Raw genomic sequence first — 14,048 nt, forward strand, 5'->3', positions numbered from 1 at the left:
CTGTTGTGACCAACATCATTGTTTTTTAGACTGAGCAGGCTAAAACCTCTATCTAAAAACAACAAATAGAGCCATTACCTTCATCTGGAAATGTAATCGGCTTGCAAGGATTCTGATGAAAAAGTTAACCTTACTCTCAACTGCAATCGCAGCATTATTATTGAATGGAATCGCGGCGGCAGCGCCCGCAGGTCGAATTTCCACTAACGATGTACTTGTCTCGTACGCATTTTTGTCTTTTGTTGAAACTTTTGACACGCGCGATATCACTGTTACTTTGCGTGATGAATACGCCGAAGGCGATTTCGTTATTTTGCTGTTTCCGGGCGAGAATATCGTGGATACCAGTGCCTTAGACCCAAGTGCATCAAGCACTGCAGGCTCTGGTTTGAAGGGCGTAACGCTCGATTACGTGACCGCAGGTTATGACGCTGAAAATGAAGAAACCTGGGTCAAGTACCGCGTAACCGAACTTACCGGTAGTGGCAGTGATACCACCGTCGGGGTCTCGCTTAATCTTGGCAACGTAACGATTAATGCTCCTGAATTGGAAGGCCTGGATAGCCTATCAGTTGAGACCATTTCCCGAACCAGCTACGACAATTATCCAGATGCCGAGGGCGATACCCCGGACCCGTTAGATGTTTCTGATGAAAACTCTGTGAGCCTGGTTTCGATTGCGATTCAATATCAGTATTACAGCCAAATGCTGACCAATAGTACGTGGGGTTTTGATCGCACCGTTGATGTCATCAATGATTACCGCGTTGCATTTACTTCAGGTACAAGCGACACAGTAATTTGGGATATCGATGAAAATAGAGATGTCAGCTGGTTCGACGGTTGGGCTGCACCTTATGAACGTCGCGTGACCTATTCCGGCGCTAATATGTTCAGTTGGATTATTGACGAATCTCCGAATGACCCCAGTTCATTTGACTTCAGTAGCCAAGCAAGCGCCACCGGCAGTGGATGTAAAGTTGAATTAGTGTCTGAGAGCGAACTGGTTTCCGTATGTGAAACAACGGCGCTTGGACATTTTAGAAGTGACCTCACCTTGACACCGAATGGAACAGCGCTCATTCCAAGTGGTACGTTCAAAGCTCAAGGCCGCATTTTTACAAATGGTGTGTCTAGTTCGACAACTGTGCCCTATACCCTGCGCAGTGGGGAACAGCCGGATTACATCGTAGAGTTAGCAGAGCTTGACTACGGCGAGTGGGACATCAACGGTTCTGAAACGCGTATTCCATACATGCCTTATTCAGCACAAGCATCGGCTGAAGCTGGAAGTACTGGCATTGACCAGATTCTGTATGTGACCAATAAGAGCCAGAAGGACTATGATGACTTTGTGCCGCCGATTTACATTGACGTGATCACTGAGTCGGGTGAGCGTGAGCACTTTAGTAGTGATGATCTTGGTGGTTTGACCGCTGGTAAGGGTATTACCAAGCTTGCCGGTGCATTGCGTGAAGCGATGTTTGCCCGTGGCTTGCTGGATAATAGTCAGAAAGTCTCGATCATGGTGACGGTGCCTGAGAATCCAGCCAATATTGAAGTGTATTCAGCTTACAATGTTGGTGGCAGCGACCGCGGCTGGGTGCAGAATGACTCACAGCGTGTTTTTGAAGAGACACCATTGCGCGACTAGTATGTAGCCCGCAGTTCTACTGCGGGTAAAACTCGAATACACCGACAATGTCAAATTAACGTAGCCCGCAGTTCTACTGCGGGTTTTTTTGATGTTTCGACAATGGTGAAAACGTCAGGTTAGGCCCGTAGTAGAACTACGGGCTACGGTCTGGACAGTAGCGGAGAAAAAGTGTTAAATTAGCATAGCTAAAACAACATAAGACACATTAAATTTAAGAGAATAACTATAATGAAACATATTTTCCGCACTTCACTTGCTACACTTATCCTGATGAGCAGCACTGCTACAGCGGCAGATCTCTCTGTAAATAATGCAGGCGTCTCTAATCAGTTTCTTGATATCGCTGCCACGCTGAATTCGTTCCCTATTTCAGTAACATTGCAGGACGAATACTCCGAGGGTGACTTTATCATGCTGAGCTTCCCCGGCGAAAACGTAGTTAGCTTTGCCAGCCTTGCGACCACTTTAAATGTTGAAGCAACATCAGGTAAGAAAGGCGTAACCCTAGATTATGTGACGTCAGGTTACGATGCAGATGCAGATGAAACCTGGCTGAAATACCGTATTACTGAACTTGGTGAAACGGGTAATACTACTGTAGGCGTTAAGCTGAACTTCGGTGCAGTCACAGCGGATACGGATGAACTGGCTGCTTATGACAGTTACTCCATGCGTACATTCTCACGCACAAGCTACGATAATTATCCGGATACCGCAGGTAACTCGCCGGATCCACTTGATGTGAGTGAAAACAGTGAAGCTGAGCTTTATTACATGTATGACCAGTTTCAGTATGATACGCGTACCGGGGCGATGACCGAGGAATCCAATTGGTTGTTTGACCGGACAGTCGATGTTATCGACAGCTATCGTTTGACTTTCGCGGATGGTTATTCAAGTGATAGAGTGAAAGTACGCGTGTTGCACCCTTGGTTTTTAAATCCTGGGAAATATGTACCAAATTCATATCTGCGTCCAAAAAGTCTCCGGGTGATCTATTCGGGTGCGAACATGTTCAGCTGGGTAGTTGATAGCAACCCACAAACAGAAACGCTGGATTTTAACGGTCAGATTAATAGTGAAACACCATGTGTCATCGAGTCAGTGAGTGCTGATCAAGTTGTACAGGTTTGTGATTCACCAGGCTACGATCGTACTGCCATAGCAGATTTCTATCCAAATGGAACGGAATTATTACCTGACGGCTCGTTTACGGTTAGTGCTGAGGTTGACTACGATCAGAGCAATTTTATCGGTTCGGATACTGACTACACATTAAAAGAAATTGGCGACACAATTTTCACTTATACGCTGCCGACGATTTCTTACGGGGAGTGGGATATCAACGGTTCTGTAACGAATATCCCGTACATGCCTTATTCAGCGCAGGAGTCGGCTGAGGCTGGTAGCACCGGTATTGACCAGATTCTGTATGTCACCAACAAGAGCCAGAAAGAATACAGCGACGATGTGCCGCCAATTTATATTGACGTGATCACTGAGTCGGGTGGGCGTGAGCACTTCAGTAGCGATGACCTTGGTGGCTTGGTGGCGAATCAAGGTATTACCAAGATTGCCGGTGCATTGCGTGAAGCGATGTTTGCCCGTGGCTTGCTGGACAACAGTCAGAAAGTCTCGATCATGGTGACGGTGCCTGAGAATCCAGCCAATATTGAAGTGTATTCAGCTTACAATGTTGGTGGCAGTGACCGCGGCTGGGTGCAGAACGACTCGCAGCGCGTTTTTGAAGAGACACCATTGCGCGACTAGTATGTAGCCCGCAGTTCTACTGCGGGTTATTTCGGATTCATCGACAATGTCAGATTAACGTAGCCCGCAGTTCTACTGCGGGTTTTTTTTGATGTTTCGACCATGGTGAAAACATCAGATTAGACCCGTAGTAGAACTACGGGCTACGAAACAGTATGCTAAGGCCCCATAACTTGGGGCTTTTTTTTGCCTCTTTGCAAAATCAGGGTTGGACATGACACGAGCGGTAGTGGCAAACGCTTCCTGGATGATGATTGAACGCGTGTTTACCATGGCGGTTAATTTGGCCGTGACGCTGTGGCTTGCCCGTTCGTTAGGTCCCGAAGTGTTTGGTCAGCTGGCCTATGTGTTAGCGGCGGTCACTCTAGTGCTGCCGCTTGCCGCCCTGGGCGTGAATGATGTGGTGACCCGCGAGCTGGTCGAAGCACGCTATGAACCCAAACAGGTGATGGCGACGACCCTGGGAATGCGCTTGTTGGGTGCGGTACTCGGCCTTGGCGTGTTGCTGGCCTGGGTGCTGCTGGCCAGTGATTTAACGCTCGAGGCACGCATGGCACTGGCAGTGCTGGCACTGGCCAGCGTGACCCAGGCTGTTCAGGTGGTGCGCTTTTATTTTCAGGCGCGACTTGCGCACAAAGCTGTCAGTCTTGTGCGCGGCGCTGTGGTCTTAGCCAGCGGTATTGCGAAAGTTGTGGTGGCGTGGTGGACCCAGGATTTGTTCTGGATCGCTGTGGTGTTTGCCGCTGAATACGTCGTCGCCGATGGTGGTCTGCTGCTGCTCTACCGGCAGGCAACGCGCGCCTGGTTAGGCTTGCGCGACTTTTCACTGAGCTATGCCCGGCTGCTGTTCCGACAAACCGGCTGGCTTGTGCTGTCGGGCGTGGCCGCAGCGATTTACCTGAAAATCGACCAGATCATGCTGGGTCATATGACCACTGACGAAATCCTGGGCCAGTACGCGCTGGCTGCGCGGCTGTCAGAAGCCTGGTACTTTCTGGCGGTGGCAATTGTAAGTTCCTACTTTACCGTACTAATGAAACACCGTGAGAAACGGCCTCAGTGGTTCACAGCGCGCGTGCAACACTTATTGGATGCCATGTTACTGCTCGCGCTTAGTATCGCTGTGGTGGTGAGTTTAGCGGCACCTGTGCTGGTACCTTGGCTGTTTGGTGCGGAGTACCAGGCGAGCGCAGCAATTTTGACGCTGCATATTTGGGCCGGGGTGTTTGTGTTTATGCGTGCGGTGGCGAGTAAATGGCTGCTATCGCTGCGCTATACCAGATTTTCGCTGGTGACCCATGGCGCCGGCGCGATACTTAACGTACTGGCTAACCTTTGGCTGATCCCACGCTACGGCGGCATGGGGGCAGCGCTGGCAACGGTGATGGCGTATGCCGCTGCGGGCTACTTTAGTTTTTGGCTGAGTGCCGCGACCCGGCCGATGGCTTGGCAGATGACCCGCGCCTTGCTGTTGCCACTGACACTTGGCGCACGTTATTGGCATCACTTACGATTTAAATAAACGGGCGTTGCTGATAAACTCAGTTTTTGCTTACGAATGAGACCAAACCAATTTTATGGGACTCCGAACCCTTGCGCGTCGGTTACTGCCGAGTGGAATGAAAGCGAAGCTGCGGACGATGGCCGAAGCGCTGCATCGTCGCGTGCTGCCGTTGTTCGCCCATTCGCGTTGGAGCGCATCACTCTATTACGGACTTTTCAGCCGTACCTTTACCCGCGAGCACTATGGTGTGCTTCAGGGACGGCGTGAGTACTGGCGCTCGTTGAACCGTGACCAAAAGAGTTACGCTTTGTTACGCCGTAACACGCATCGGCTGGAAAAAGGTTTGATCATGCGGCCGCGGCGCACCAGCTTCGCAGAGGCCTACATTGAAGAAACGGTGACGATGTTTTTGCGGGCGGAACAAAGTGCTGTGATTGCGCAGTCAGAATTGCAGTGGGCCCATGACGTGTTAGCAGAATATTTTAGCGTAGTGGCCGATACGCCGGTTATCGCGCAGGCGCGGGAGCTGTGGCAGCAACGGAGCGATGCTAATCGCTTGACCGGCGATGCTGTCCCTTATCGCCGCGCCGATGCGCCGGAGACGGACATTCAGCCTGAGCAACTCGAACAGTTGTTTCGGCGTCGGCGGTCCGTGCGGTGGTATATGCCTGAGCAGGTACCAGAAGAACTGATCCGCCGGGCGCTCAATATGGCAGCACTGGCACCGTCGGCGTGTAACCGTCAGCCGTACGAGTTTTATTTTATCAGTGAGCCGGAACGAGCGGCGCGCGTTGCAGGTTTCGCCGGTGGTACCGTCGGTTTTGCCCAGCAGATCCCGGCCTTGATTGTGGTGGTAGGCGATTTAAGTGCGTATCCACTTGAACGGGACCGGCATTGCATATACATTGACGGCGCTCTGGCGGCGATGCAGTTTATGTTAGCGGCAGAAACCCTGGGTCTGGCCACGTGCCCGATCAATTGGCCTGACATTGAGCCGCGCGAGCAGGCCATGCAGCGCGAACTGCAACTGGCGCCTTACCAACGCCCCATTATGTTGATGGCGGTAGGCTACGCGGACCCTGAGGGTGGCGTGGCGTATTCAGCGAAGAAGGATGACCGCGTTTTGATGCGGCAATAGATTTGGACAGTCAAACAGAAAACTTGCTGCTTAACAGAGAATCGATTGTCGCCCACATTTTGAGAGTTTCCTGGCGCTGAGTCTCTGCGTTATGTTGGAGATGTTTTCTTATGGTGTTTAGAGCTTCATCCGATTTTAGTATTTCAAGCACGCGCTCAACTTCAGTGTTAACTGAGCTCAAATCAACCAGCTTGTCAGAACTGTCATAATCGTTAAGCAGGGCCTGATATTTATGGCTCCAGCTCGTGGCGAATACTGGAGTCGCTTGACTTAGTGCGCTTATCAATCCGTGATAGCGGCTTGAGACAACTAAACGAGATCTGCCGATCACCCATTTACACTCTTTTGCCGTGGCTGGAATAATGACGGGAAATTCGTAGTCTTTCAGATTCTCAAGAAGCTTGTCACAAACTGGTTTATCTTCGGCTTCTTCATGAACTAACAAAAACGGTTCATAACCTGACTTTTTTGCTTTACATAGCAGGGCGCGAAAAAAATCCAAATAGTTCTCTGCTAATTTAGTGTGCTGCAACATTTTTAAGTTAGGTATCAAACAGAGTGATTTCGGGCCGGGCTTAAAATGGGGGTACTCATCTGCTGTGACTAAGCTGGTAAAGTCAGGGGCACGTTCTACTCGAGTAGTCACTTTGGCTATATCGTTTAGATAGTTTAAGGACTGCTCATCGCGCGCAAAAATAATATCTGCTTGTTCCAGTATAGGTAGAAAAGCAGACCGAACGCTGTCTTTTTTAAAAGGGCCAAATGCTTGTGGCATCAATATTATAGGTGTGCCAGCCTGTTTCAGGCTTTCCAGCTCTAAAGCGAGTTTGTTACGAATAGCTCTCGGAGGAAAGGGATCCCCATAAGCGTAGCCACTAGCATCGATCACCATATTAATTTCTGACGCTTTAACAATGTTTAATTTGTGTAAAATGAACTTGGGTAAGAAGTTTAAAAACCTTACAATGTTGTGTCCGCGCCTTAAATAACGGGTTTTTAGATGTAAGTTGAATTGTTTGAGTTGTCGGCGAGATACGGGCAGCTCAACTATGAAGCGGACGTTTGGAGAAATCGAAGTAAAGTGGTCAATGATGGCATTGAGCATCAGTTCAGCGCCCTTATTGTGGAATCCAATTCCTTTGATTTCAATATTAAGCATATGGTTCGGTGTTGAGAAATAATAGGGTATAATACAGCGCTTTTGTAGAATCTCAATTCAAACATGAAGTGATCGGCCAAGGAAGTTTTGTGAGCAAACAATTTAGTAAAGTTTCTGTTATCGGGTTGGGCTACATTGGTCTCCCAACGGCCGCAATTTTTGCGCGCGAAGGCATCGAAGTAATAGGTGTCGATATTAATCAAGTAACAGTTGACACCATAAATAAAGGTGAAATACACATTGTCGAACCAGGCTTGAAGGAAGTTGTGCGTCACACGGTCGCCGAAAATAAACTTCGCGCAACAACACAGCCTGAAGCGGCCGATGCCTTCGTGATCGCTGTCCCGACGCCTTTTACTGATAATCGTGATGGTGACCTGACCTACATTAAAGCAGCTGCCAAAGCTATTGCGCCGGTCTTACAAGCAGGAAACTTGATTGTTCTTGAATCAACATCACCAGTTGGTACCACAGAAAAAATGGAGCAATGGTTAGCGGCTGCGCGACCGGACCTTAAATTTCCAAAAAGTCACGGCGATGACGCTGATATTTTTGTCGCGTATTGTCCTGAGCGAGTTCTGCCAGGAAAGGTAATGGATGAGCTGGTGCAGAACGATCGTATTGTGGGTGGGTTATCGAAAGCCTCCAGCGACCTTGCCGGCGATCTTTATGCAATTTTTCTAAAAGGTAATTGCTTAAAAACGAATGCTCGCACCGCGGAAATGGCAAAACTCACAGAAAATAGCTTTCGTGACGTAAATATCGCATTTGCGAATGAGCTTTCATTGGTATGCGACGAGTTAGGTATTAACGTGTGGGAGTTGATTCGCCTAGCGAATCGTCATCCGCGCGTTAACATTTTACAGCCAGGACCGGGTGTTGGTGGTCATTGTATAGCTGTCGATCCCTGGTTTATTGTCAGTTCTGCTCCTGATACAGCAAAGCTTATTCGAACCGCGCGTGAAGTAAATGATAGTAAGCCGTTGTGGGTGATTCGACGAGTGCTTGAGACATTGAGCCGTGTGGCTAAAGAGAAACAAAAGCCGGTTTCAGAACTAACGGTAACCTGTTTGGGGTTGTCATTTAAACCAAATATTGACGATTTACGAGAAAGTCCAGCAGTAGCAATTGCGAAAGAGATAGCGGCGCAGCATACGGGGAAAACCTTCGTAGTTGAACCACATATAAAAGCAGAACAAAATCCAATAAAAGATTCTGATTTGGTTGAAATTGACGTCGGTTTAAAAAACGGAGATGTAGCTGTCTTACTTGTTGACCACGATGAATTTAAAGCTATTAGCCGGGGCGAAATTGATCATTTAGCATGGATCGATACGCGCGGCTTAATGGATTATTAGGTGTATTGAATGCTTTTTATCGTAAGCACGGCGGTTAAAGTTGGCAAAGGTGGTATTAGCTCTGCTTTAGTTGGGTTCACCCAATCGAGAGTTCTCCAAAAGTATGGCTTTCGTACGGTGAGTTCACACAGCGAGAATCAAAAAAGACGACTTTTCCTTTCCGCATATAGGACGCTCCGAAAGGAGGTTACGCCTGAAGATACTGCTTGGCTTCATTGTGGTCCTTGGCTTTCCTTATTTCGCAAGTGGTTGCTTGCCCTGGCAGTAAAGCGATCGGGTGGCAAGGTGATTTACCATTTCCACAGTGCAAAAATGGAAGCGTATCTTTTGAGTCGATGGGGGCGCCTTCTGATTCGTTTGATGCTTCGTAGCGCCGACGGAGTTCTCGTTTTAACGCCCTGGTGGCAGAGACTTTTCGAAAGAAAGTTAGGGCCTCTTAATTGTCCGATTGCTGTGATCGGCAATCCTCTTGGTGTAGAACTTGAAAATATTGCTCATCAACCTGCAATAGATAAACAGACAGGTGGTGAAATAAATATATTGGCAATGGCTAGACTGCTCGAACAGAAAGGCGTAGCCGATGTCATTCATGCATTAAAGAGACTTCCCGAATACTATGTTCTTACGGTTGCAGGAAGTGGTCCTCATGAAGACGAATTAAAGCAACAGGTTAAAAAATTACAACTATCCAGTCGTGTTAAGTTTCTTGGCTGGGTTGATTACGATAAGAAGTTAGCTGTTATTGAACAAGCGGATGTCTTTTGTCTCCCTTCGCGTTATGACTCCTTTGGTATGGGATTTATCGAGGCGATGGCAGCAGGCCTTCCAGTCGTTGCTCTGCGTCAAGGAGCAGTTCCTGATGTTGTCCTGGACGATGAAACGGGAGTGCTGGTAAATGACGTTTCGCCAGCCACGCTTGCTGTGGCAATTCAAAAAGCCTATGCAAACCGCGCTCAATTCGCACACAATGGCAAACAACATGTTTTAAAGAATTACGTTAGTGAAACTTTGGCGGAATCGTTTATTCAATTTAACGAAAGCATAGTAAGACAGCGAAAATGACAAAAAAGAAAATATTAGTGGTGTTCGGGACTCGGCCTGAAGCTATAAAGATGGCGCCATTAGTAAAAAAGTTACAATCGAATAAATACATCGACTGCAAAGTCTGCGTCACGGCACAACATCGCGAAATGTTGGACCAAGTCCTTGAGCTGTTCGCCATTACACCAGATTTTGATCTGAATATTATGAAGCCAGGTCAGGGGCTTCATGAAATCACCAATGCTATTTTAAGCGGACTAAAGCCTATTTTAGACAGTCTGCAACCAGATTTCGTTTTAGTTCATGGGGATACCGCAACGACATTTGCTACGTCACTTGCAGCTTATTATGGTCAATATAAAGTCGGGCATGTGGAAGCAGGACTGCGAACGGGGAATATATACTCGCCGTGGCCCGAAGAGGCAAACCGCAAGCTGACAGCAGTCTTAACAAATCTGCATTTTGCACCCACAGCTTCGGCTGTAGACGCTCTTGTTAACGAAGGTTATTCCGAAGATGCGATTGTGCAAACTGGCAATACTGTTATCGATGCCTTGCTTGATGTTGTGGCGTTACTTAAAAACGATACCGGCTTGCGCGTGCGGTTGGATGAGCGATTTAATTTTCTGGATGACTCCAAGCGTTTAGTTTTGGTGACAGGGCATCGCCGGGAAAGTTTCGGTGGCGGTTTTGAGCGCATTTGTCGTGCGATTCGTTCGATTGCAGACAGCTTTGAGGACGTTGAGTTTCTGTACCCGGTCCATTTAAATCCGAATGTACAGAAGCCCGTCCGTGAGTTACTGGCAAGTCACCCGCGGATTCACCTAATATCACCACAAGACTATCTTCCTTTTGTTTATTTGATGCAACGAAGTTATTTAATTTTGACGGACTCTGGCGGTATTCAAGAGGAAGCCCCTTCGCTGGGTAAACCCGTTTTAGTCATGCGCGACACCACAGAACGTCCAGATGCAGTTAGCGCGGGTGTGGTTAAACTGGTTGGTACGGAACAAGATAATATTGAAAAAGGGTTGCGACAGCTTTTAACTGATCAAGATGAATATGCTCGTATGAGTATTGCACAAAACCCTTATGGCGATGGAAAAGCCTGTGAACGCATCGTTAAAGCGTTGGAAGAATTCAAAGGATAATGAAAATATGACAAGTGAAGTAAGGGTCGGAGATGTTCCTGTTCAGCCATTTCGGTCAATGGAAGAAGCGATAGCTTATGTATTGAACGATGGACATGTGATATCAGGATCAGCAATTGCAATTAATCCGGAAAAAGTGATGCTCGCAAAAGAAGATCAGGAGCTGCGCACCGCCATTGAGCGAGCAACGTTGCGCTATGCCGATGGAATCGGCGTAGTAAGAACTATTCGTCGCAAGGGTATAGAGAATATCCGTATTCCAGGTTGTGAGTTATGGCAAGCGTTAATGCATAGAAGTGCAAGATTTTCGACGCCTGTGATGTTGCTTGGTGCAAGACCGGAGATAAACGAAAAGGTGGTTTCATCGCTCAGGGCGCTTGGCGTTAACGTGGTATATGCCTGTGATGGTTATTCACTTAACGAAAACGAACTTTTTAAGGCGTTACGAGAAACACAGCCGAGAATTGTCAGCGTAGCGATGGGCTCGCCAAAACAAGAGAAACTCATTCATCGTATGCAAGAAGCCTATCCAATTGCTTTTTATCAAGGCGTGGGCGGCTCTTTTGACGTATATGCAGGAGTCGTAAAGCGGGCCCCTAATTGGGCATGTAGATTGCACATCGAGTGGCTTTATCGATTACTGAGCCAACCTCGTCGCATTCTACGTCAACGAAACTTAGTTAAATATCTGCTCGCTGATATGCGTGGGAAGCTGTAATTTCAAAAGGATATATCATGAGTCATCAGCCGTTAGTTACGGTTTATATGCCAACCAAGAACCGCTTGTCGTTATTAAAGCGCGCGATTGCTTCTGTAGAATCACAGACGTTAGCTGACTGGGAATTAATCGTTGTAAACGATGCCTCCACAGATGAAACCGCCAGTTACTTAAACGATCTATGTGATAAAAATCCGAAGGTTCGTGTGATTCACAACGAAGAAAGTATCGGAGCTTGCGCAAGTCGGAATAAGGCGATCAATGCTGCCAGCGGAAAATTCGTGACTGGGCTTGATGACGACGATGAATTTTTGCCGAAGCGGCTTGAGAAAATGATTGCTGCTTACTCGGAAGAATATGCTTATGTTTCCTCTGGTGCATACTGGGTCACTGAAAAAAAAGCTAAACCGATTTTGGCGACCGATCTCATTATGTCGCCGGACACGGAGCTATATACTAATAATGCAAGTAGCCAGGTGTTAACGACTAAGGAAAAGTTTTTAGCAATTGGGGGCTTCGATGAAGCTTTTGTAGCGCTCCAGGATTATGACTGTTATTTTCGATTAGTGTGTCGATTCGGAAAGGCTAGAAGAATTGGTGAGCCATTGATGAATGTTCATGTAGCCCATGGACAAGAACGAATTTCATCGAGTTCTAATTCGGTAAAAGGTTTTGATCAATTTCTTGAAAAACATGGACACATGATGAAGCCTTCTCACTTACATACTCTAGCGAAGCGACGTCTAGCGCGAATGAGAAAAAAGGTATCGTTGGCTTATTTATGGCACTCGCTAGCAGCTCGTTTCTACCTTCTTCAGCATCGTTAATTTAATGAAAAGATGCAATCGGATATAAACATGAAGATTAAATGGATCTATACAATTTTGATTTCTTTCAGCTTGTTTGGATGTCAGTCAGGAGACGATGATAGACAAGACAAGGTTACTCAATTAAAGATTATTGCACCGGATATAATTGAAGAAGGAAGTCGAGTTTTAGTGAAAGTTGAAGATGCTCCGCAAGGAATAACATTGGATGTTGGTGGTGCGTTTCGTCTTGATGATTCAGATGCTCACGTTGAGTTCGTTGCACCAAATGTAGTTTCTGATGACGAGATGTTAATAACGGTAAACCTTCAGGACGGCGAATCAGTTACCCGGAGTCTACTAGTAAAGAATCTGGAGCCTCCCATTTTCTATAGTTTGCCTCGATCGTATCCACTAGAGAGCGGCCGTATAGAAAAGCACGCAAACGCTCCGAGAGATGCTAATGGCGTCCCGTTATTTGTCTACGGTGATGAGCAAGTTTACTTCCATGTTTATATATCTAAGATTGCACAGGTATATTATCAGTATATCCGCGCTAACAATTTGCCTGGCGCTGAAACTCAAGAATTCCTAGCTATGGCAGATTGGCTTCGGGATAACTGCGTTTATACCGCATATGGTTTTTGTAGTTGGCAGGCAACTTTCGACATTCCAGCCTATAGCCTTCCTGATAATTGGACTTCTGCTATGGCTCAAGGGCAAGCGATAACAGTGCTTTTATCTGCTTACGCGCTAACTCAGGATGAGACATATTTTAATACTATGTCGGATGCTTTATCTGCTTTCAATTATCCCGTTGAAGAAAAAGGTGTTTTTGCAGATTTTGAGGGGCATAGATTTTATCAAGAATATGGTTCTGAAGATCGCCCGGCGAATGTTTTAAATGGATTTTTGTTTGCGATGGCGGGTCTGTATGACGTATGGGATTTGAGTGGGAGTGAAACTGCACATCAAGCATTTGAACAAGGATTAGAATCACTAAAAAACGTCATTTCACTTTACGACCTTGGTTTCACGACTCGTTATGATTATTCTCACTTAAATCAGATTGCGTCAACTAAAGGTGGTGGTAACGGAGATTTGTACCATGAAATTCATATCTCACAGTTAGCATGGTTATATACGGTGACTCGAGAATCTTGGGTTTTAGATTATCTTAAGAAATTTTTAAGTTATGACACCGGTGGCTTAACGGCTTTTGGCATGCTCGCAGGACCTTCATTAAAAATCACTGACGTTCAGGTTAGTTCGAGTGTTTCAGCGGAAACACACGGACCAAACTATTTAACGGATTCTAATTGGACTTGGCGTCGATATTGGTCATCGGTTCAAACGCCAACGACAGTTAAGCTAACGCTTAATAATGGCTCAACAGGATCTTTAGATATTAATGAAATTCGTTTGACGTCATTACGAGAGAATACTTTGCCGAGTAGTATTTCTGTATTTGAATGCGACGGAGTGCAGCGTAAAATTTTGATGGAAAATCTGATAGACGCTGAAACCACTACTACTTTTCATTATGACGTGAACGGTTATCAGTCATCTACTTATGTCTATAAGACAGAACTGAAACTATCTGACTGCCCTGAGATTATTGGACTTCCCAGCTTTCACTAGACAGTCTGTAGATTTTCAAAGTACGCCTTTTCAAAGTTAGCTGGCGATACGCCGCCTGTATGAGAATGACGTTTTTTTGGATTGTAAAACATCTCGATAAAATTA

General features: G+C 46.6%; 11 protein-coding genes. 10 read left to right on the forward strand and 1 reads right to left on the reverse strand.

What is annotated here, in order from left to right; all coding sequences use genetic code 11:
• Nucleotides 1-115: 115 nt before the first annotated feature.
• The 4 genes from CWI69_RS09070 (at nucleotide 116) to CWI69_RS09085 (ending at nucleotide 6,069) form a co-directional block, all read left to right on the forward strand.
• Entirely contained in the window at nucleotides 116-1,654 is a 1,539-nt protein-coding gene (locus tag CWI69_RS09070; RefSeq protein WP_126763868.1) for a hypothetical protein, read from the forward strand.
• 231 nt (nucleotides 1,655-1,885) lie between these two features.
• Entirely contained in the window at nucleotides 1,886-3,427 is a 1,542-nt protein-coding gene (locus CWI69_RS09075) for a hypothetical protein (protein ID WP_126763869.1), read from the forward strand.
• Nucleotides 3,428-3,641: 214 nt separating this feature from the next.
• Nucleotides 3,642-4,949, forward strand: a complete 1,308-nt coding sequence (locus tag CWI69_RS09080) for a flippase (RefSeq protein WP_126763870.1) — start codon at nucleotides 3,642-3,644, stop codon at nucleotides 4,947-4,949.
• A gap of 97 nt (nucleotides 4,950-5,046) precedes the next feature.
• Nucleotides 5,047-6,069: a nitroreductase family protein gene (locus CWI69_RS09085; RefSeq protein ID WP_241971075.1), complete on the forward strand. Its 1,023-nt coding sequence runs from the start codon at nucleotides 5,047-5,049 to the stop codon at nucleotides 6,067-6,069.
• A 10-nt stretch (nucleotides 6,070-6,079) separates the two neighbouring features.
• Here CWI69_RS09085 and CWI69_RS09090 read toward each other — a convergent pair whose 3' ends face one another.
• Nucleotides 6,080-7,228: a polysaccharide pyruvyl transferase family protein gene (locus tag CWI69_RS09090; RefSeq protein WP_126763872.1), complete on the reverse strand. Its 1,149-nt coding sequence runs from the start codon at nucleotides 7,226-7,228 to the stop codon at nucleotides 6,080-6,082.
• Between the two features lie 89 nt (nucleotides 7,229-7,317).
• On the opposite strand from CWI69_RS09090, the gene wecC reads away from it, so the two are divergent.
• The 6 genes from wecC to CWI69_RS09120 are packed head-to-tail and all read left to right on the forward strand — an operon-like array spanning nucleotide 7,318 to nucleotide 13,943.
• Nucleotides 7,318-8,586 carry a UDP-N-acetyl-D-mannosamine dehydrogenase gene (gene wecC, locus CWI69_RS09095; protein ID WP_126763873.1) on the forward strand — a complete coding sequence of 423 codons (1,269 nt, stop codon included), beginning with the start codon at nucleotides 7,318-7,320 and terminating at the stop codon, nucleotides 8,584-8,586.
• A 9-nt stretch (nucleotides 8,587-8,595) separates the two neighbouring features.
• Nucleotides 8,596-9,648, forward strand: a complete 1,053-nt coding sequence (locus tag CWI69_RS09100) for a glycosyltransferase family 4 protein (protein WP_126763874.1) — start codon at nucleotides 8,596-8,598, stop codon at nucleotides 9,646-9,648.
• Nucleotides 9,645-10,778 (forward strand): non-hydrolyzing UDP-N-acetylglucosamine 2-epimerase, encoded by a 1,134-nt coding sequence (wecB, locus tag CWI69_RS09105; RefSeq protein ID WP_126763875.1) that lies wholly within the window; start codon nucleotides 9,645-9,647, stop codon nucleotides 10,776-10,778. Before CWI69_RS09100 ends, wecB begins: the two co-directional genes overlap by 4 nt.
• Nucleotides 10,738-11,496: a WecB/TagA/CpsF family glycosyltransferase gene (locus CWI69_RS09110; protein ID WP_241971076.1), complete on the forward strand. Its 759-nt coding sequence runs from the start codon at nucleotides 10,738-10,740 to the stop codon at nucleotides 11,494-11,496. Before wecB ends, CWI69_RS09110 begins: the two co-directional genes overlap by 41 nt.
• A gap of 17 nt (nucleotides 11,497-11,513) precedes the next feature.
• Entirely contained in the window at nucleotides 11,514-12,323 is an 810-nt protein-coding gene (locus CWI69_RS09115; protein WP_126763876.1) for a glycosyltransferase, read from the forward strand.
• A gap of 30 nt (nucleotides 12,324-12,353) precedes the next feature.
• A complete protein-coding gene (locus CWI69_RS09120; protein ID WP_157984264.1) occupies nucleotides 12,354-13,943 on the forward strand; it encodes a D-glucuronyl C5-epimerase family protein in 1,590 nt (529 codons plus the stop codon).
• Nucleotides 13,944-14,048: the final 105 nt, after the last annotated feature.

The organism is Pseudidiomarina halophila (assembly GCF_003987215.1).
GTDB lineage: Bacteria > Pseudomonadota > Gammaproteobacteria > Enterobacterales > Alteromonadaceae > Pseudidiomarina > Pseudidiomarina halophila.

Bases quoted from the DNA above. Each gene is read 5' to 3' on its own strand.
- CWI69_RS09070 (WP_126763868.1), top strand. From the start codon at position 116: ATGAAAAAGTTAACCTTACTCTCAACTGCAATCGCAGCATTATTATTG.
- CWI69_RS09075 (WP_126763869.1), top strand. From the start codon at position 1,886: ATGAAACATATTTTCCGCACTTCACTTGCTACACTTATCCTGATGAGC.
- CWI69_RS09080 (WP_126763870.1), top strand. From the start codon at position 3,642: ATGACACGAGCGGTAGTGGCAAACGCTTCCTGGATGATGATTGAACGC.
- CWI69_RS09085 (WP_241971075.1), top strand. From the start codon at position 5,047: ATGAAAGCGAAGCTGCGGACGATGGCCGAAGCGCTGCATCGTCGCGTG.
- CWI69_RS09090 (WP_126763872.1), bottom strand. From the start codon at position 7,228: ATGCTTAATATTGAAATCAAAGGAATTGGATTCCACAATAAGGGCGCT.
- CWI69_RS09100 (WP_126763874.1), top strand. From the start codon at position 8,596: ATGCTTTTTATCGTAAGCACGGCGGTTAAAGTTGGCAAAGGTGGTATT.
- wecB (WP_126763875.1), top strand. From the start codon at position 9,645: ATGACAAAAAAGAAAATATTAGTGGTGTTCGGGACTCGGCCTGAAGCT.
- CWI69_RS09115 (WP_126763876.1), top strand. From the start codon at position 11,514: ATGAGTCATCAGCCGTTAGTTACGGTTTATATGCCAACCAAGAACCGC.
- CWI69_RS09120 (WP_157984264.1), top strand. From the start codon at position 12,354: ATGAAGATTAAATGGATCTATACAATTTTGATTTCTTTCAGCTTGTTT.